Annotated in this window: 21 protein-coding genes; 20 read left to right on the forward strand and 1 reads right to left on the reverse strand. The window is 31.9% G+C overall.

All coding sequences use genetic code 11. The features are described 5' to 3' along the window. Positions 1-30 precede the first annotated feature (30 nt). The 11 genes from bsdtb5_RS01825 to bsdtb5_RS01875 all read left to right on the forward strand — a co-directional run bounded on the left by bsdtb5_RS01825 (position 31) and on the right by bsdtb5_RS01875 (position 8,293). Entirely contained in the window at positions 31-840 is an 810-nt protein-coding gene (locus bsdtb5_RS01825; protein WP_271714350.1) for a YpoC family protein, read from the forward strand. Positions 841-947: 107 nt separating this feature from the next. Continuing rightward, entirely contained in the window at positions 948-2,027 is a 1,080-nt protein-coding gene (locus tag bsdtb5_RS01830) for a S8/S53 family peptidase (protein ID WP_271714351.1), read from the forward strand. Positions 2,028-2,233: 206 nt separating this feature from the next. Beyond that, positions 2,234-3,076 carry a GNAT family N-acetyltransferase gene (locus bsdtb5_RS01835; RefSeq protein WP_271714352.1) on the forward strand — a complete coding sequence of 281 codons (843 nt, stop codon included), beginning with the start codon at positions 2,234-2,236 and terminating at the stop codon, positions 3,074-3,076. A gap of 124 nt (positions 3,077-3,200) precedes the next feature. Next, positions 3,201-3,359, forward strand: a complete 159-nt coding sequence (locus bsdtb5_RS21860; RefSeq protein WP_271716033.1) for a DUF4160 domain-containing protein — start codon at positions 3,201-3,203, stop codon at positions 3,357-3,359. A gap of 49 nt (positions 3,360-3,408) precedes the next feature. Beyond that, positions 3,409-3,708 carry a DUF2442 domain-containing protein gene (locus bsdtb5_RS01845; protein ID WP_271714353.1) on the forward strand — a complete coding sequence of 100 codons (300 nt, stop codon included), beginning with the start codon at positions 3,409-3,411 and terminating at the stop codon, positions 3,706-3,708. Between the two features lie 339 nt (positions 3,709-4,047). Then, positions 4,048-4,572 carry an NUDIX hydrolase gene (locus bsdtb5_RS01850; RefSeq protein WP_271714354.1) on the forward strand — a complete coding sequence of 175 codons (525 nt, stop codon included), beginning with the start codon at positions 4,048-4,050 and terminating at the stop codon, positions 4,570-4,572. A 20-nt stretch (positions 4,573-4,592) separates the two neighbouring features. Beyond that, positions 4,593-5,666, forward strand: coding sequence for a hypothetical protein (locus bsdtb5_RS01855; RefSeq protein ID WP_271714355.1), 1,074 nt, complete (start codon positions 4,593-4,595; stop codon positions 5,664-5,666). A gap of 67 nt (positions 5,667-5,733) precedes the next feature. Continuing rightward, positions 5,734-6,699 carry a phosphotransferase gene (locus bsdtb5_RS01860; RefSeq protein WP_271714356.1) on the forward strand — a complete coding sequence of 322 codons (966 nt, stop codon included), beginning with the start codon at positions 5,734-5,736 and terminating at the stop codon, positions 6,697-6,699. Positions 6,700-6,715: 16 nt separating this feature from the next. Further along, positions 6,716-7,549 carry a GNAT family N-acetyltransferase gene (locus tag bsdtb5_RS01865; protein WP_271714357.1) on the forward strand — a complete coding sequence of 278 codons (834 nt, stop codon included), beginning with the start codon at positions 6,716-6,718 and terminating at the stop codon, positions 7,547-7,549. 56 nt (positions 7,550-7,605) lie between these two features. Further along, positions 7,606-7,827, forward strand: coding sequence for a hypothetical protein (locus tag bsdtb5_RS01870; RefSeq protein WP_271714358.1), 222 nt, complete (start codon positions 7,606-7,608; stop codon positions 7,825-7,827). A gap of 34 nt (positions 7,828-7,861) precedes the next feature. Then, entirely contained in the window at positions 7,862-8,293 is a 432-nt protein-coding gene (locus tag bsdtb5_RS01875; RefSeq protein ID WP_271716034.1) for an HAD-IA family hydrolase, read from the forward strand. Positions 8,294-8,453: 160 nt separating this feature from the next. Here bsdtb5_RS01875 and bsdtb5_RS01880 read toward each other — a convergent pair whose 3' ends face one another. After that, positions 8,454-9,773 (reverse strand): S8 family peptidase, encoded by a 1,320-nt coding sequence (locus tag bsdtb5_RS01880; protein ID WP_271714359.1) that lies wholly within the window; start codon positions 9,771-9,773, stop codon positions 8,454-8,456. A gap of 255 nt (positions 9,774-10,028) precedes the next feature. Between bsdtb5_RS01880 and bsdtb5_RS01885 the strand changes: the two genes are divergently transcribed. From bsdtb5_RS01885 to bsdtb5_RS01925, 9 genes are all read left to right on the forward strand, one after another. After that, positions 10,029-10,583 (forward strand): Type 1 glutamine amidotransferase-like domain-containing protein, encoded by a 555-nt coding sequence (locus bsdtb5_RS01885; protein ID WP_271714360.1) that lies wholly within the window; start codon positions 10,029-10,031, stop codon positions 10,581-10,583. A gap of 330 nt (positions 10,584-10,913) precedes the next feature. After that, positions 10,914-11,615 (forward strand): response regulator transcription factor, encoded by a 702-nt coding sequence (locus bsdtb5_RS01890; protein WP_271714361.1) that lies wholly within the window; start codon positions 10,914-10,916, stop codon positions 11,613-11,615. A 79-nt stretch (positions 11,616-11,694) separates the two neighbouring features. Continuing rightward, positions 11,695-12,543 (forward strand): sensor histidine kinase, encoded by an 849-nt coding sequence (locus bsdtb5_RS01895; protein ID WP_271714362.1) that lies wholly within the window; start codon positions 11,695-11,697, stop codon positions 12,541-12,543. Positions 12,544-12,736: 193 nt separating this feature from the next. After that, on the forward strand, positions 12,737-13,651 hold the full coding sequence (locus bsdtb5_RS01900; RefSeq protein WP_271714363.1) for an ABC transporter ATP-binding protein: 915 nt from the start codon (positions 12,737-12,739) through the stop codon (positions 13,649-13,651). Position 13,652: 1 nt separating this feature from the next. Beyond that, on the forward strand, positions 13,653-14,360 hold the full coding sequence (locus bsdtb5_RS01905; protein ID WP_271714364.1) for an ABC transporter permease subunit: 708 nt from the start codon (positions 13,653-13,655) through the stop codon (positions 14,358-14,360). 161 nt (positions 14,361-14,521) lie between these two features. After that, positions 14,522-15,637 (forward strand): helix-turn-helix domain-containing protein, encoded by a 1,116-nt coding sequence (locus tag bsdtb5_RS01910; protein WP_271714365.1) that lies wholly within the window; start codon positions 14,522-14,524, stop codon positions 15,635-15,637. Between the two features lie 357 nt (positions 15,638-15,994). After that, positions 15,995-16,795 (forward strand): GNAT family N-acetyltransferase, encoded by an 801-nt coding sequence (locus bsdtb5_RS01915; RefSeq protein WP_271714366.1) that lies wholly within the window; start codon positions 15,995-15,997, stop codon positions 16,793-16,795. A gap of 159 nt (positions 16,796-16,954) precedes the next feature. Beyond that, the gene (locus bsdtb5_RS01920) at positions 16,955-17,749 is read left to right on the forward strand and encodes a GNAT family N-acetyltransferase (protein ID WP_271714367.1); all 795 of its coding nucleotides are present in this window, start codon (positions 16,955-16,957) and stop codon (positions 17,747-17,749) included. A 370-nt stretch (positions 17,750-18,119) separates the two neighbouring features. Then, positions 18,120-18,938, forward strand: coding sequence for a DUF2268 domain-containing putative Zn-dependent protease (locus tag bsdtb5_RS01925; protein WP_271714368.1), 819 nt, complete (start codon positions 18,120-18,122; stop codon positions 18,936-18,938). Positions 18,939-19,004: the final 66 nt, after the last annotated feature.

The following is a 19,004-nucleotide window of genomic DNA, read 5'->3' on the forward strand; positions in this document are numbered from 1 at the left end:
TTAACTCTTTCAAATTGGAGGTAATAAAAAATGAATGTTATACATATAAAAGATAAGTTGGTAAGTGATCTGTCAGGAATTGATAAGATTAAAGGAATTGGTCAAACGGGTGATATGAATGCTGACCTGATACCAGGTAATAGCGATATTGATATGTTTGTATTATGTTCTACGATTCCAACAGAGAATGAAAGAAAAAGTATCTATACTAATTATGCAAATGATTATTCAGAATGTATGATGAATGTGTGCAATGGAGGAATATGGGGCTATGGAGACATCTTAATTATTGATGGAATTGATGTCATGTTTATGTATTTTACAATTGAAGAAATGGAGCAGTATTTAGACAAAGTCTTAAATGGTGATTATCTAGACAGAGATGGTGGATTCTATCCAACCGGAAGATTATCCAGTGTTGAAAATATAAACATATTATACGAAAGTAAGGATGAATGGTCGAGACAAATAGAAAAAGTTAAGAAGTACCCTACCGAGTTGTTCAAGAAACTGTTTGATTACCATATTTCAAATGTAATAAATGATGAGGATTTAGGAAGAGTCATATTACGAAAAGAGGTAATGTTTTACCACAGCGTGCTAGAAAATTCATTAGACCATTTATTGCAGGCACTCTTTGCAGTAAATGCCACCTATTTTCCAAGTAGAAAAAGAAGTGAGCAATACATAAAAGACTTTAAAAATAAACCAGTTAATTGTTATGAACGATTAATACATATTATTCAAAATTCTGTTTCAAGCAATACAATAGCAAAGTCAGTGGAGGAATTAAAGAAGATTACCTTGGAGATGGTGGAAATAGGTAATTCTATATATTAATTAGAAGAGGGAGTATGTAATAAGTGATGAAATTATTACATTACAAAAATAAAAGGAGTAAAGAATTTATAGTTTTATGATAAATATTATAAAAGGGGAAATCAAAAATGAAGAGAAAAAAGAAAAAAATAATTATGCTAATTGTTGCTTTAATACTGATATTCCAGACTGCTTGCAACAAATCAGTTAAGCCATATGATGATATTAGATCTATTGACTCTAAAGAAAAAAAATTCGAAGAGAATGAATATAATAAAGAGGATATTCTTACTTATACTTTTAATGAAGGTACTATTCTAAAGGGCAGTGAAGAACTACAAAAGAAAATTATGGATAGGGGTAAAAATCCTGGGCTTGGCATAAAAAAGTTACATGAAGAAGGTATTACAGGTAAAGGTATTAATGTTGCAATTATTGATCAGAATCTTTTACTTCACCATCCTGAATTCGATGGTAAAATAGTTCAATATTATGATACTGGTTGTGATCAGGATGCTAATAGCGGTTCAATGCATGCTCCTGCTGTAACAAGTATTTTAGTTGGAAATTCTATTGGTGTTGCACCAGACTCAAAAGTTTATTTTGCAGCTGCGCCATCATGGAAAGGTGATAGTAAGTTTTATGCAAAAGGTCTTAATTGGATTATTAAAGAAAATAAGGAATTACCTAAGGGTGAAAAAATTCGAGTTGTATCAGTTTCAGCGGCTCCTTCTGGGGAAGGTTCTCCATTTACAAAAAATAAGAAAATGTGGGATGAAGCTGTTCTTAAGGCTCAAAAGGAAGGAATACTAGTTTTAGATTGCAGAGAAAATGAAAAAACGGGTATCATTTATCCAGCATTTTATGATCCAGAGAATCCTGATGATGTATCAATGTGCAAAGGCGGATTCCCTTCATCACCAAATGTAATTCCATCTTCACATATAGGCGTTCCATGTTCCTATAGAACAGTTGCGGAAGAATACAATGAAGGTTCCCCATCCTATCAATATACTGGACAGGGTGGCTTGAGTTGGGGGATACCTTATGCTACTGGAGTATTGGCTTTGGGATGGCAAGTTAACCCACATTTAGACAATGACCAGATCATTAAGACTCTCTTGGACACTTGTACTAAAGCAAATGATGGAAGTAATATAATTAATCCAACTGCCTTCATAGACGCCATTAAGAAAACTAAGAAGTAATTGGATATTCTAGTAAATGGAGTTAAAATAATAATGAGTATTATGTTGTTGTTGAGTTTAATGTAAATCTTTGGTCACCATATAGTTTATATTATTACAATAGAGATAATAACGAATTAAAGCACGTATATACTTTTGATGGAGAAGATATTATAGGTTTAAAAATAAAGTAAAGATAATCTAATTGATTGAAAAGGAAAAAGAAAATGATAAGAGAATTTACTAATAACGATAAAAAACAAATAGTGAAAATTGTTAAACAAGATATGATAATTAACGTAGAAGATATTAATTTTATTACTAATCATAGTAATAAAATAATTGTATTTGAAGATGACAAAGAAGGAATCATAGGATTTAGTAGCTTTCGATTATGGGGTAAGAATAAAGCAGATATATATACTTATGTAATACCAGGTGCAAGGCACAAAGGAATTGGAACTCAGTTATATCATGAAATAATGAAGAACGTAGAGGACATCAATCTCGAATTCATAAGCACAAGACTTAAGGTAGACAAAGATGATGCAACATCTTTCTATGAAAAATTAGCTTATGAAAAGTGGTACGTAGAGGTTATTCTATATTATCATGGTTCAGAGCAACCCCAATCTAACCTAAAGTTTGTACAATATGAAGATAAATATTTTGAACAATACGCAGAAGGCTTAAGGATGAGCTTTTATGAACTTAGAAAGACAAATGATTTTCAACCATATTTATGTTGTGAGTTGAGCGAAGAAAAAAGAAAAGAGTTCCTGGATAATAAAGAAAACCTATTCTTGCTACTAGATGACGAACAGCTGATTGCATCAGCAGCTGTTTATAAAAATGGCTGTATTGATGATATATTTGTACATCCATCCTACCAAGGGAAAGGGTATGGAAAGATATTATTGCAATCTGCCATTAATAAGGCTATCGGATATGGGAGTAACTGTATTTCTATAAGTGCAATAGAGTGGAATATTAGGGCACTAAATTTATACCAAAGCCTTGGATTTGATATTGTACAAACTACGAATTATTATAGAAAATATAGAGGTTAAGAGAGTTCCTATTCCACAAGTAAATTTTCATTGTTATCCCATTCTCCCTAGAATATAATAAAATATAAATATAACAAATTACGAAAAGATTGATTACATGCCTGAACTAAGTAGATTTGAGGGAATGGTTATAAAACTGCTTTTTAATAATACTGCACAGCATAATAAACCACATGTTCATGTATATTATGGAGAATATGAGGCATCAATAGGAATAGATGTGAAATGTTGGCCGGTGCGCTTCATGAAGAAGAAGCTTATCGAGCATGGAATCTTGCTGTGAAGGGTGAGCATTTTGACAAAATTGAACCATTACGATAGGAGGAAATTGTATGTATACTATTAATGGAATCGTATATGCTAATCAGTCTTCAAGTGATATTAAAGTCCAATCCGTAAAAGCACTTGATAATATGATGATGATTGTTACTTTTACTTCTGGTGAAAAAAGATTATTCGACGCCACCATTCTTCTTAATATGCCTGTATTCAAAGTTTTAGAAAATGTTAATGTTTATAATAGTGTGAAGGTTGAATATGGCGTTGTTATTTGGAACAATGGTGAGCTTGATGTTGCGCCTGAATACGTTTATAAAAATAGCTACTCGTATAATGAAATTATTACTGCATAGTTTATATAAAAGTAGTCTGATATGTTCAAGTAGATAATGGGGGCATTGGTAAAGTTATTATTAACAATATTGTATTTTAGAAAGATAGAGATATTAATCCTTAATAAGGGTAGTATCTCTATTTTTTAATGTAATAATAGTTTGCGAATTAATTTATATCCAACTCGTATCTATACAATCTTTTGATAGCGTACGTTGGAGAGAAGAACTATAATATATTTTTTGTGTGGATAATGTTGGAAACCCATTGTATAATTATCCATATTAGAGATAATGAAATAAAAAAGTGTAATGCTTAAGTTTAATTACACTGTAGAAGATCATTAGAAAGGAAAGTATATGGCTGAATTATGGGATGTATATGATATGAACCGACAGAAAACAACAAAAGTTAAAGAAAGGGGAACCCTTTCTACTGGTGAATATTTCTTGGGAGTAGAGATTTGTATATTTAACAGTAAAGGTGAGATGTTAATTCAACAACGACAACTACACAAAAAATCCTGGGCTGGGTTATGGGATATATCAGTTGGAGGTTGTGCGATTTGTGGAGAAACAAGCCAACAAGCAGCTATGCGAGAGTTGTATGAAGAGATAGGATATGTTAAAGATTTTGTCACAGAAAATAAACGACCTTTCTTTACATTGAATATTCAGAATGCATTTTATGACTTTTATAAGATTCAAGATGATATTAAATTAGATAACTTAATATTAAGTTCAGATGAGGTCAAAGAAGTTAAATGGGCCACAAAAGAAGAAATTCTTAACTTAATTGATCATGATCTATTTTTACCTTATAACAAAGGACTTATTGAGATGTGCTTTGATATGGTTATATATGATTATCAATTTTGCAAATAACATAGGAAAGGGGATAGGGAATGAAACATAAAAGGATTTATTCAGTAGTTGCTATTGCAATAATCACGATATTAGTACTACTAGTTAGTTTCAATAGCATAAGAAATAAGCAAAGAACTCCATCAAAGAGCTCGAAAGAGATATATCTGTATGGGGAAGCACATGGTGTAGGTAAAATCCTAGATAAAGAACTGGAATTGTGGAACGATTATTATCATAACAAAGGAATGAGACATTTATTTATTGAACTTCCATATTATACAGCAGAGTATCTAAATATATGGATGAAATCAGAGACGAATGAGATATTTGATAAAGTATATGATGATTGGAATGGTACTTCGGAATATATACCAGAATGCAAAGAATTCTATGAGAAGATAAAAGAACAGTGTCCAGAAACAGTTTTTCATGGAACAGATGTAGGGCATCAATACTCGACTACAGGAGAGCGATTTTTGCAATATCTTAGAAGGAATAACTTAGAGGACTCTGAACAATATAAGTTAACACAGGAAGTAATTGAGCAAGGTAAAACTTATTATGGAAAATCAGATGATGTTTACCGTGAAAAGATGATGGTTAAGAACTTTATACGAGAATATGATAAGTTAAAAGATAAAAGAATTATGGGTATATATGGTTCTGCTCACACTGGATTAGAGGCGATGGATTTTACGAATACAATACCATGCATGGCAAATCAGTTAAAGAAGAATTATGGTAACATCATCCACACAAAAGATTTGTCTATCTGGGTGAAAGATATTGAACCTTATAGATTGGATACAATCAAGGTTAATGGAAAAGACTATAAGGCAGGGTATTTTGGAAAAGAAGATATATCAAGCTTTGCTAAAGATTATACATATAGGGAATATTGGCGGTTGGAGAATGCATATGATGATTTTAAAGATAAAGTATTATTACAGGATACTCTGCCTTACGACAATTATCCGATGTTAATAGAAAAAGGACAAGTATTTGTTATAGATTATACGAAAACAGATGGTACGATTGAGAGAAAATACTACCGTTCGGATGGAGAAGTATGGAATAATAAGCCAACGACTCAGGAATTTAAAGTAGATTGAGAAAATGATTATAGGTTGTATCAGTTGGAGGCTATGCGATAAGAGTTATTAGGTTGGAGGAGAAAGAATGCTGATTACCAATGAAGATATAATTGATTTGGCTAAACCAATTTTGGGGGATAACGTTATTATATGCAAACAAATAAAGACAAACAATAATTCTGCTTTTGTTGTGAAATCAGATGGCAATGAGTATATTGTAAAGTTCTATTTATACAGAAATTGGCCTGAAAATGATAAAATACCTTATATAAATCAACTACTTCAAAAAAATAATATTCCGTGTGCAAAGATAAAAGCATATGATCGCGAAGGCAGTAAGTTTGAAAATGGATATATTATTGAAGAAAGAATAAGTGGTGTTCCAGTATTGTCTAAGGATGGGATTCCCCTAATACCAACTAATATATTCACAAGCGAATTGGAGAGATATCTTTACGATTTGCTAGCTAAGCAGGTTTCAAAGGTACATAATATAACATTTTCAAAGTTTGGATATATTAATGGTGGGCACCCAATCTATCATACGTTTCATGAATTCATGGAAGAAATGATGATGCAGTGTAATACGGATGGTTTGCTAGAACATCATGTCTTTACTAAGCCAGAGATTACAGAGCTGATACATGGGCTTTGTGAGCGCTTCAAGGAATATAGTGACCTAAAGCCAGTCTTTTGTCATGGAGATCTGTCCATGAGAAATGTTATATATAACGAGGGTGAGATTACTTTAATTGACTGGGATGATTCCATGGCACTTCCGTGGATGGCGGATGTTGCCTATTTAACTTATCCTTTCGTATGTTCTAAGGTAAAACAATTGGAGAATCGGAAAGTATTTTTAGATTCTTATATAACAGCTTACGATAAAGGTAGATTTGATACATTTGAAAAATTATACCACACCTTTCTTTCGATTAAGTATCTTGATTGGTTTTATAAGTATCGTGCAGGTAAAGGTACGCATAGAATGAAGTGTAATTTGAATGAATTGTTAAAAGATATTGGACTTGATATTCAATTAAGAGTTTGAATGGAGGATTGATATAATGCCACAAATGTCACAAGAAGAAATACTAAAGTTAATTGAATACATATCCCCTCATGCGAAGGATTACGTATATCAATCATATCAAAAAGTTGAAGTGTTATACTCAATAAACACATTACATAATAAAGGAGTTTTCATAATAGTAGATAACGAAGATTGTTGTATTTTCTACGCTTCTTTTCTTAACGATGCTAACCTAGAGGATGTTCTAGAAATTATTAGAGATAAAACTAAGGAATACTTATCAAAAAAGATTACAAAAGAATTATGTTTTAATGTGTTTGGAAATAATTCAAGAATCATTAATTTAGTAAGAAAATTAGGTTTTGTATCTGATATGGAGGGATACCACCTTGAATATAGGGGGAGAAAAGCATTACCAGAATTAGAAGAGTGTAATCTTATAATTAAGGATTTTAAAGATGGTATGTTAAAGGAAATGGTTCATTTATTTGATAGTGCTTATTATAAGCTGAATATAGATAATGGTTGGACAACCACAAGTCATGCTAATATGGAAGAACAATTTCTTGAAGAACTCAGTAGTTTGAATGAACTAAAGCAAGTCTGTTCATTTTGGTTAAAAGATGAATTAGTAGGTGCATACATATATCAGCAAAACTACATTACAGATATTGTAGTAAAACCAACATACCAAAATAAAGGTTATGGAAGTTATATATTAGCACATTGCATTAGAAATATGACTGAAAATAAGTCTACTACTCACATAAGGCTTCGAGTTGCAAAATCAAATGCTGGAGCAAAAAGACTATATGAAAGAAATGGTTTCGTTGAAATCGCTTGTTTTGCAGAACATACCTATAAATAAGGTGATAGATGATGGAATCATATAACACAAAACAGTTATTTAAAGGAGGATTATTAATGATCGATAAAAATAGGGAAGAACTTATATTTACAAAAGAATATGATATGTGGAAAGCAGCAAGCAAGAGAGATGTTGCAGCATTTAAAGAACTGGTAGCTGATGATGCTATTATGATATGTGGTGGGTATCGATGTCTTGGAGCTGAATATACAGAATATATTAAGGATTTCTACATAAGTGGATATAAGATAACTAAGGTTTTATCAGATTATTTCTAATGAGTTACCCGAGTTACAATTACTTGAAGAAAATATAACTGAGTTAGCAAATGATTTAGTTTATAATGCGGAAAAATACACCTTCTTTGATGATGCTAAGAAGGTGATCCCACTTCTTCACAATAAATATAAACTAGCGGTTGTTTCTGATGCATGGCCTTCATTAACGGATGTTTTTATCAATGCAGGACTATACTCATATTTTTCATCCTTTATAATCTCATCACAAATTGGTGTAACAAAACCGAATGAGAAAATGTATTTAACAGCTTTAAATGAGTTAAATGTTATGCCGGACAGGGCTATTTTTATTGACGATAATCTAAATAATTGTTTAGGAGCTAAGAGACTTGGTATTCACGCAATTTTATTGTGTAGAGATGAAAAATATTATATATCACAGAAGATAATGAGTATAGGAAAAGGGTATAGTGTTATTCATTCTCTTAATGAGTTGATAACCTAATATTAGGGTAGTCCTTTATAAATTTTTTTGGTATAAATTAAAATTTTTATTATCATGTTGATGTATAGACTGAGTTATCAAAGGCAATTAATGCTATGTTATATTGGACTAAAATATAAAAACACACATTCCTTAAGTATTGGAATGTGTGTTTTTAAGTCTACTCCTGCAATTTTTCAATTAGTTTTTCAGGATTTAGCATACTGCCAGGGTATTTCTTATCCCCATTAATAATATCTTTTGATTCACCAGTATCTAGAGCTGTCTGCCAAAATAGTTCAGGTGTTATGTCTGGTTTAACCTGACATGCCAAAGCATATAAACCAGCTAGATAAGGTTCCATTGTGCTCCAGCCGCCGACTGAGGAAAAACCATAATCACTCTTACTGGTAGGGTAAGCAGTGGTACGTGATCCAATTGGAACTAGAAGCATTTTACCTTTAAAATTCGTTGCTAAGGATTGTTCATAATAAGAACCAAAGCCATCAATGTGTGCAACCATGTCCATCCAAGTACTCCACTCGTAAGGCTTATAAGAATTAGTAGAATCTGGATCAGAATAGGAGTCCTTACCGATGCCGTATGTCCAAAATCCATATGTTTCAAAGAGATTACAGGATATTACGAAGATTCCTGCATCTTTTGCCTTTTCTATAGCTTTTATCAATTCGTTATATCCTTTTAATTCTGGGCACCAACTAGCGGATATGGATAATGCTCTGATTTTTTGATCTTTTGGAAGGCTTTCATTCACTTTAATTATTTTATAAATGGAATTAGTAAAATCGGTATAATCTATCACTCTTTTGTTATCTACAGTAGTAACATTGTTGGATGCTACAAAATAAAGTCCAGCATCTGGAGCAACTCCGCATGATTTTCCTACACTGAGTGAAGCAACTAATGGACCATGCATGGATGCCATATCATCACAATTAACTTCCCCATAATACTTTAGCTGTTTGCTATACTCTTCATGCTCTAATAGCAAGGTATAATCTAATATAGCAATATTTACCCCTTTTCCTGTGATTCCTTTTTGGTGGAGACTTCTTATTCCAAGGCCTGGATTTTTCCCAGATTCCATAATTGCTTTGGGATCGAACCCTTTTGGCAGCTTATCAGGCCATTTTGTTACAGAAGTATAATCGATATTACTTAATGCATCAAATTCATTTGTTAAATCGATTGAAGATAAATCACATTGTGTTAATTCAAGAACATCCCCCCATTTAGGTGCATCTTTCAGTGATGTTAGAGTCTTTTTTAGGTCTGGATAATTAGCTACTGGTGGTTTTCTACTACTAGCATCTGCAGTTATATTTGCTCCTGGTGCTTCATCCTCGCTCGTTTTTGATGTATCTGTTTTAGTTTGTTGATTGTCGGCATTCTTTCCTTTGGTTGGAATAGAGTTGGTATTATTTTTACATCCAACCAATAATAATGTTAAGATTGTAAATAATGCAATAATTCGTTTCATATTACGTATCCATCTCCTTCGTGGTCAAGCTTATAGTAGTTATGCAAAGTTAAGTTTAAACATGGAAAAAAATGTAATGCTATATATGCTTATAATACCTCTTTTGTATTTAAATGTAAATATAAGATATATGGATTAAATGATGCACTTGTAGGTTGCGAAAATGAACTTATGAGATGGTAGATGTTAACCAATAGATTATTTATAATGAAATAAAGTAAAATATAACATTCTATTATTCTATGGAGGTGCATGATGAAAAAAATAATTTTAACATCAGCAGGATTTGAAAATAAATTAATTGAACATAAATTTCTTGATATTGTTGATAAGCCATCCAATAAAATAAAGGCATTGTGGATACCAACCGCAGCTATTTATGATGATGCCAAAGCGGTACTACCTATGTGCATGGAGGATTTACTAAATGCAGGAATACTACCCGAGAATATAAAGACCTATGATCTTGACTTGGAAATGAAATATGAGGAAATGGTTACATATGATGCTGTTTATGTTTGTGGAGGGGATAGCAGGTATCTTCTTGACAAAATGTATGAAGCTAATTTTGTAAGTGTGTTGAAGAGGTTTATAGATCAAGGTGGAATCTATATTGGAGTAAGTGCAGGAAGCTATATCTGTGCGAAGGGATTTGAAGATAATCTTGGTTTTCTACCTTGTACATTAAGCGTACACTGTATGGAAGGTAGTGTAGCCGGGGACTTAGACATGAATCAATGTGAACATATCAATCTGACTAATAATCAAGCAATTATTATGGAAGATGAGAAATGCTATATTCTTGAATGAGTATGACAGAGAAAGTAAAGAATAGCTTTTTATTGGTGTTATTATAAATCCCTTGATCTTCAAGGGATTTTTATTGCGTCGGAATAAGATACAAATTTACTTTAGCATATAATTATTGAGTATAAAGTATTGATGCATGTGTACAATTAATTTGATAGAGTTGGTTTATTTACTTTATTAGATATGCTATCATAGTATCAGAATTTGAGAAATGTTGGAATGAACAGACAGAATATTAGAAGATTACATATTAAACTATGTGAGACTCAAATAAGAATAGCTCAGAGTTTGGCGTTTCTATTATAAATTAACTATGATAAGGAAAAAAGAATGCGAATATTATTAGTAGAAGATGATGTTGAAATTAGTAATATGTTAAAAGATTATCTGATAACAGAAGGATATGAAATTGTTGCTGCTTATGATGGGAAAGAAGCATTAGATGCCTTTTTAAAAGAACATTTTGATTTGGTACTATTAGATATCATGATTCCTAAAATAAATGGAATGGAGTTAATGAAGAAAATAAGACTTCAAAGCATTGTTCCCATTATAATTATGTCAGCAAAAGATACGGATTCTGATAAATCATTAGGGCTTGGCCTTGGAGCAGATGATTATATCACAAAGCCATTTTCTGTTACAGAAGTGCTGGCAAGAATTAAGGCAAATATCAGAAGAACAACTCAGTATATACCAGTTCCTATGAAAGAGGAAGAGAAAATTCTTTCAGTAGGAAATGTGACAATCAATCATGAAACCTATGTTGTTACCAAAAACGAGAAGAAGGTAGAACTGACCTCGAAAGAATATGCAATTCTTAGATTATTTATGGAGAATCCTAAGAAAGTATTTACCAAAGCTCAATTATATTCAAGGATATGGAAAGAAGACTATCTTGGTGATGAGAATGCAGTAAATGTACATATCAGTCGACTAAGAAATAAGATTGAGGATAACCCAAGAGAACCAGAATATATACTGACCGTATGGGGAATTGGATATAAACTTGGAGGTCCAAAGGAGCAATAACATGTTGATATACATAGCAACCATTTGTTTGATAGTATTACTATTAATAATAATCTCTTTGCTTTATGAGAGAAGAAAGATGCAAAAGCAAATTCATACAATTTCATTGGAACTTAATCGCATCCTAACAGACGAAACAGATGAGAAAGTCATGCTATTTACAAGTGATAATAAAATCTCCTCATTGATTGAGCAGATAAATTGTGCACTAGAAAGTCGTCAGAAAGCAAGGACAGATTTTCGAAAATCGGAACTTAGGTCAAAACGAATGTTGTCCAATGTCTCACACGATATCAAAACACCAATGACTGTCATATTAGGGTATCTGGAGATTATGAGGTTAGATAACAGGTGTCAAATGGACATGCTTGGAAAGGTAGAAAAGAAGGCAAATGAGGTCATGAACCTAATTAATGAATTTTTTACATTAGCTAAGATAGAAGCAGGAGATATAGATTTTACGATGAGTAGAATTGATATCAATGAATTCTGTAAAGAGATTATCCTAGATTTTTATGAAATTCTAACGGAAAAAGATATTCAGGTAGATATTCAGATCCCTAATAAAAAACTATATGTATATTCTAATCAGGAAGCTTTGAAACGTATTCTACTTAATCTAATTACAAATGCCCTTCGTTATGGAAGTGATGGAAAATATCTAGGGTTATATATACATGATAATGAAACTAAGATTACAATTGATATCATTGATAAGGGAAAAGGAATTAGAAAAGTACAAAAAGAGCATGTTTTTGAACGCTTATATACAATGGATGACTCGAGAAATAAGGAGGTACAAGGCAATGGACTTGGACTAACCATTGCAAAAGAACTCGCAGAGAAGTTAGGTGTAACTATTTCTCTAGAGAGTGAACCGTATATCAGAACAGCGTTTTCCTTGGAACTTAGTCGTATCAAATATTAAAATTATGGTTAAGGTGTCATAAGTCTATCTCAGTCTAAATTGTGTATATTGATGTATAAATATTAATTTTAGCGTAGTCTGGCCGAAAGTATCGTCTATTTTGGGTAAGAAAGAAATTTGTAAGATTTATTCAAGAGTTTTGAAAATTTTGTTTGCTAAACTTATGAATGAACAAACAAAAGGAGAGAAATGTATGCAAAATATTTTAACTACAAATAAACTTACAAAAAAGGTTAAAGGAAAAGATATAGTATCAGAAGTAAATATGCATATTCCGAAGGGGCAGATCTATGGTTTTCTAGGACCAAATGGAGCAGGTAAAACGACTACCATGAAAATGCTAACGAATCTTTGGAAACCTACATCAGGTGAAATTATTTTATTTGGGCAAAAATTAATGCCAGATTCGTATGCGGTATTAAAAAGAATGGGAAGTATTATAGAATTCCCAACATTTTATGAGAATCTTAGTGCAAAGGAAAATATGAAGCTCCATTGTGAATATATGGGGTATTATAGTCCAAACTGTGTAGAACAAGCATTAGATATGTTACATTTATCGAATGCATCGGATAAGAAGGTAAAGGATTTTTCATTAGGTATGAAACAACGATTAGGAATTGCGAGAGCTATTCTGACAAAACCAGAATTGTTAATATTGGATGAGCCTACGAATGGACTGGACCCAGCAGGAATGAAACAAATTCGTGATTTACTAACGATGTTATGTGAAGAGTATGGAATTACTATTCTCATTTCTAGTCATTTACTGTCCGAAATCGAAAGTATCGCGCATACAATAGGTGTGATACATCATGGTAAAATGTTAAAAGAGATATCCATGAAAGAAATATCTGATATGGGATTAGAATATATCGAACTTACAACTCCGAATGTCAAACAGGCAGCTTATACGATGGAGGAGAAAATAAATTTACATAATTTCAGGATTATGGAAGAGCATTATATTCGAATTTATGATACTAAGGTTTCATCTCAGGAACTTTCTAGGGTATTAGCAGATAATCATATTGCAATTGAAGGATTAAATATGAAATCAGAATCGTTAGAAGATTACTTTATAAAGCTTACAGAGGGGGTACAATAATATGTGGAAATTAATTAAGTTAGAGTGGACAAAGAATCATGTTTCAAAATATATTCTGGGAGCTGTTATTGTAACAGGGGTAATCGGATTATTAATGTTTGCACAATGCTATCTTGGTATAGCCAATGATGCATCTAGTGGAGTGCCAGATTCTGTACCTGGAATGGATACTATGGCTCCACAGATTGAATTATTTACAAATTTGTGCTTTTTAATCTTCACTGCAGCTATGATGTCATCCTTTATCATAACACCATATATGAATAAAACAATGAATCTGATGTTTAGTTATCCAATCAAGCGTCAGAAAATTGTTATCGCACAAATGTTATCTGTATGGCTATTTTGCTTTGTGGCATTATTGGTGGGAAAACTACTTATATATACTATACTTACAACAATGAAAGGAAGTTTTACCGCTTATTTTACGCTTGGATATAATATGGCGGACGTAAATTTCTATGTTCAGATTCTATTGAAAACCGCTGTAACCGTAACACTTGGATTTATCGCCCTTTATGTTGGAACATCAATGAAATCATCAAAAGCAGCAATTATCACCTCGTTTTTATTGTTTGCTGTGATGAATGGAACGGTTGGAGATTTTTCATTAAGAGGGAATGCAATAGTTCCAATAACGTTAGTAATCATTTCTTTAATTTGCGCATATTTATCGATTTATAAGGTTGAGACAAAAGATTTAAAATAGTTTGAACTCCTATCTATAGCACTCAGAAAAAGCAGATTATTAATACCTATGATGTTTCTGGAGTATTAGAGAAAATTAAAAAAAGAAAATAATACTGACAAAGATTGATATTAATGGACAGGAGTAAAGATATAATAATAGTTATAATGAAGTATTATTATATGGTAAGACCTACAATACGAAGTCTTGTAACCAAATCAGGGGGAATGGAAATGCCAACCGAATCAACAAAAAGTACAAATCCTATTTCAATACAAATGGTGCAGGATATTATTGAATATATCGAAGTTAATATTCAAGATAGCTATCTAGAGAATATTCAAGACAATCATCAAGATATTCATCAAGATAGTATTTCTGAGATTTTAAATCCAAATAATATTGCAGATCACTTCTTCTTAAGTGTATCTACACTTCATAACTTATTTAAGCTGGCTTGTAACATGACTATTATGGAATATATACGTAACAGGCGACTATCACTTGCGGGTAAAGAGCTACTACAATCTAACATACATATTATAGACCTAGCACTTAAGTATGGATATGAAACACCAGAGGCATTTACCAAGGCATTCACAAGATTTCATGGATTTCCTCCAAGCTTTGTGAGAAGAACATATGTGGATACCAAGGTATTTCATCCAATCAAGATAAAGATTGAGATAAGCGGTGGATGGGATAATATATCAGAGGACAGTAGGAAGTCTTTACTGACAAAACATAATTCTCCGGAACAAGAAAAGAACTTCATAACTTGTTATGATAATCCTACCAAATATAAAGGAGGAATATCTATGGAGAAGCCAAGATATGAATATCACATTAACTTAAAAGATATGAAACAGAAAGAGGACTGGGAGATTCTATTATCAATAGCCAAAAAGCTAGAACAAGAGCAGATTAAGTTTAAAGTAGACGGTAAGACGATGATATTTGCACATGGATTAGAATTTAAACTTGAGAAAATCTGTCTGACTTTTAAGTGGAAGGAAGAGAAAAACGTAAAGGATTTCTTTCATTATGATGGAAATGCAGTAAGTAGCCATCAGGGATTCAAATATTTTGATGTAATATTTGAAGGTATGAAAGTACGATGTATGTTCTACGGAGATTGCCCAGGTGATGATACGGATGAATTTCTTTATCGAAATGCGGAACCAGTGGACGTAGATGGTCAGATTATGAATGTGCAGACATTAGAATTCTATTATGAAAATTCCGAGCCAAATAATGAATACTATAAGTTGGTGGAAGAATGGTTAAAAAGTAAATAATACGAGGTTATGTAAAATCAACCGCAATCTAGAAATCCCCTGATCAGGGGATTTTTTGCATTAAAGTCATGGTTTATAAAGTATCAATTAAGTTGTGGGAGTGCTATCAATGAAAAAATAAAGTTATACGCCTGCTTGGTAGGATTTACTTACCATTTACGTAAGTGTAGTGGTTATGGTTATATACTTCGATTTACTTGAATAATGGTAAAAATAGTATATTTGTGCCGAATCATATGATACAATAACAATATGGTACTTATTGGAATGATGGTAGATTGTATCATAATAGGTGATTGAAAACAATCTCTTTGACATTGATGAATAACCTATAAGATGAACAGGAGTATGATAAAAATGACAATGCGTAAACTAGAATTACATGAAAGAAAAGAACTAATTCAAGTATTTCAAAATCCAACTAGTGCCATCATATTAGCTTCTTTATACAAAGATATTGGTGAAGCGTGGATGGATGAAAATCATAACAGGATAATATTGGTGGAAAATTCATTTTATATTGATGGACAACTCCCTGATAAGGAATTGATGGATTTTGTGATGAAACAGGTATTAAGAAAAGAGTTAAACTTATTCTATATAATACCTCAGAATATTGAAATGAGTACATATTGCGATAAATACTACAATCAGGATAACGACCAATATTCTATCATAAAATCTGAGCGTCACTTAATGGATATTGATATGAATAAAATAAGTCAGGATACTTTAATGAACTTTATAAGCGATTTACCGGAACAGTATCAGTTAAAGCCAATTACTGAAGAACTGTTTTATACTGCCAGAAATACAGATAAGTATTTAAATAATTTTATAAGTCTATTTCACGATTACGATGATTTTGAAAAAGAAGGATACGGTTATTTTATTCTTGATGGTTCTGATATTATTGCAGGAATATCTTCTTATGCTAGATACAAAGATGGTGTTGAAGTACAAATCGCAGTAAAACCTGAATATAGAGGTCAACATCTGGCACGGTCATTAGGCGCAACATTTATCTTAGAATCTAAAAAAAGAGGATTATATCCTTGGTGGGATTGCGCAAATCCTACATCAGAACATATTGCAATGGAATTGGGGTATGTGCTAAAACAAGTCAATCCAATTTACAAATATTTGATGAAAAGATAGTATGATGCCAACATGCGTTTGAAGAATCTTCTAAAGCACGTAGTAAAATACTAACTAATTTCTTATTTTGCATATGCGGTGCTTAATAATAGCAATTTAGAAAGAGAAAAAAAAAAATCATTTGCTATTATATAATTACCGTACGGAAAGGAAAAAGTTATGGAAACTGAAATTATATCAAAAGCCAAAAATTACATTGTACAGCATTTGAATACTCAAGTTACTTTAACTGATATTGCAAAATCATGTGGTTATTCGACTTATCATTTTTCTCGTGAATTTCATAAATCCACTGGGTTCAGTGTTATGGAATATATAAGAAAAGAGAGACTAATGGAGGCTCGAAAGAAATTGCTACCAGGTAAGAGTATTTATGAAGTTGCACTTGAATATGGGTTTGATACACATACTGCGTTCACAAATGCTTTTTTTCGATATACAGGTTGTAATCCAAGTGAATATCGCAAACATGAAGAAAAGCACACTAATTATGTTAAAGGAGAGATAAGAATGAATGAATCATCTATCGTTGTTCGCATGATTGAGATGACAGATGTCAATGATATGTGGGAAAATGTATTTTCAAGAAATACACCCGAAGAAATCAGAGAGCGTATCCAAAAGGATTTAGATGGATATGATGACAGAATACATTTCCATGTTGTAGTAGAATATAATGGAGTCGTAGTTGGTAATTTAGGACTTGAACGTTTTAATAAATATAGTCGCTATGCTAATTTATGTGATTTTGTTATTCATCCTGATTATCAGGGGAATGGATTAGCAAGAAAAATGATAAATAAAGTAAAGGAAATAATCAAAGATACAAATATAGAAACGTTGCAAATACAAACAAGCATAGACAGTGAGGAAACAAAGAATAAGTATATTTCATTGGGATTTACTGATGTTGTCAAATCAGGAACATTAAGTTATTTAATGATGGCATTATAATTAGTGAGGCACTTTCATTACAATGGAAGTGCCTCACATGCTTATTTTCATGAGGTTTTGAATTAGAAGGAGTAAATACTTCTTGAAGTTTAATTAGTTCTTTCATTTACCTGTAAAAAGTCACAAAAAAACAAGTTTTTTGTGGCTTTTTTAAGTGAAATTCAAAGTGTTTTTTATAAACTATCAACTCTAAAATCAACTCTAAAATCAAACCTGAATATATTGGTAGATAATGTATATTTATGCCAAGTTATATGATACAATGGGAACAGATAGTAGAGAAAGAATTAATTTTATGCGTTATTACCTTAATAAGTGAATGATACATATTTAAAAAATGCTGAAATTAACATAAAGTGGAGGATATCAAATGAATATAGAATTTATACATGCTTACCTGAACCTAGAAGATTATATTCAGGAAGAATATCAGAATCAGGACACGTGGAAGAGAATCATGGTAGATCCATTCTGGAGCATCATATCACAATGGGCACCTTTTCCAGAAGAACATAAAATGCCTATGCATTACCTTGATAAAAGTGAGGCGATACGTCAATTAGAAATATTAAAAAATGTTGACTGGAATAAGGTCATGGAGTCTTTTGATATGATATGTCAGGCACTACCAAAAGATGATGAAGATACGATGTATGTAGCAATCTATCCTTCCAATACATATATGTCGGAGGGCCTTTACGGAACAGGAGTATGGGGCAATATTATATTAAATATCAATGCGATAAATGATAATTTTGAACAATGGATTCCTTTTGTTTTTGCTCATGAGTACCATCACAATGTCTGGGGTAATTACTGGTATTGTATTCGTAACGGAGAAGGGATGCAGGGTAATTTTCTTGAAAATATTATAATTGAAGGTCTAGCAGATGCTTTTGCAGAAAGTATATTTCCAGGCATGAATCCTTCTTGGCATCACGGAGTGAGAAGAGAGGAAGAAGAAGCAGTTTGGGATAAAATCAAAAGTGTCGCTGAAAGTTGCTTGCCAATTGAAGAGGTTCAAAAATATATATTTGGCTGTGAAGAGTTAGGAATACCTCAAAATGCAGGGTACTATTTTGGTATAAAAATAGTAAGAGCGTATATGAAGAAATATCAGATTGAGGATATGAATGAGTTATTGAAAATACCTGTAAGAGATATCTATGTTGGAGGTATGAAAGGTTAAGAATGATACAGTTATAAAATAGAAACATCACAATTCATATCAAGATATTAACAGCTTTCATATAGT

It is taken from the genome of Anaeromicropila herbilytica (assembly GCF_016591975.1).
Lineage (GTDB): Bacteria > Bacillota > Clostridia > Lachnospirales > Lachnospiraceae > Anaeromicropila > Anaeromicropila herbilytica.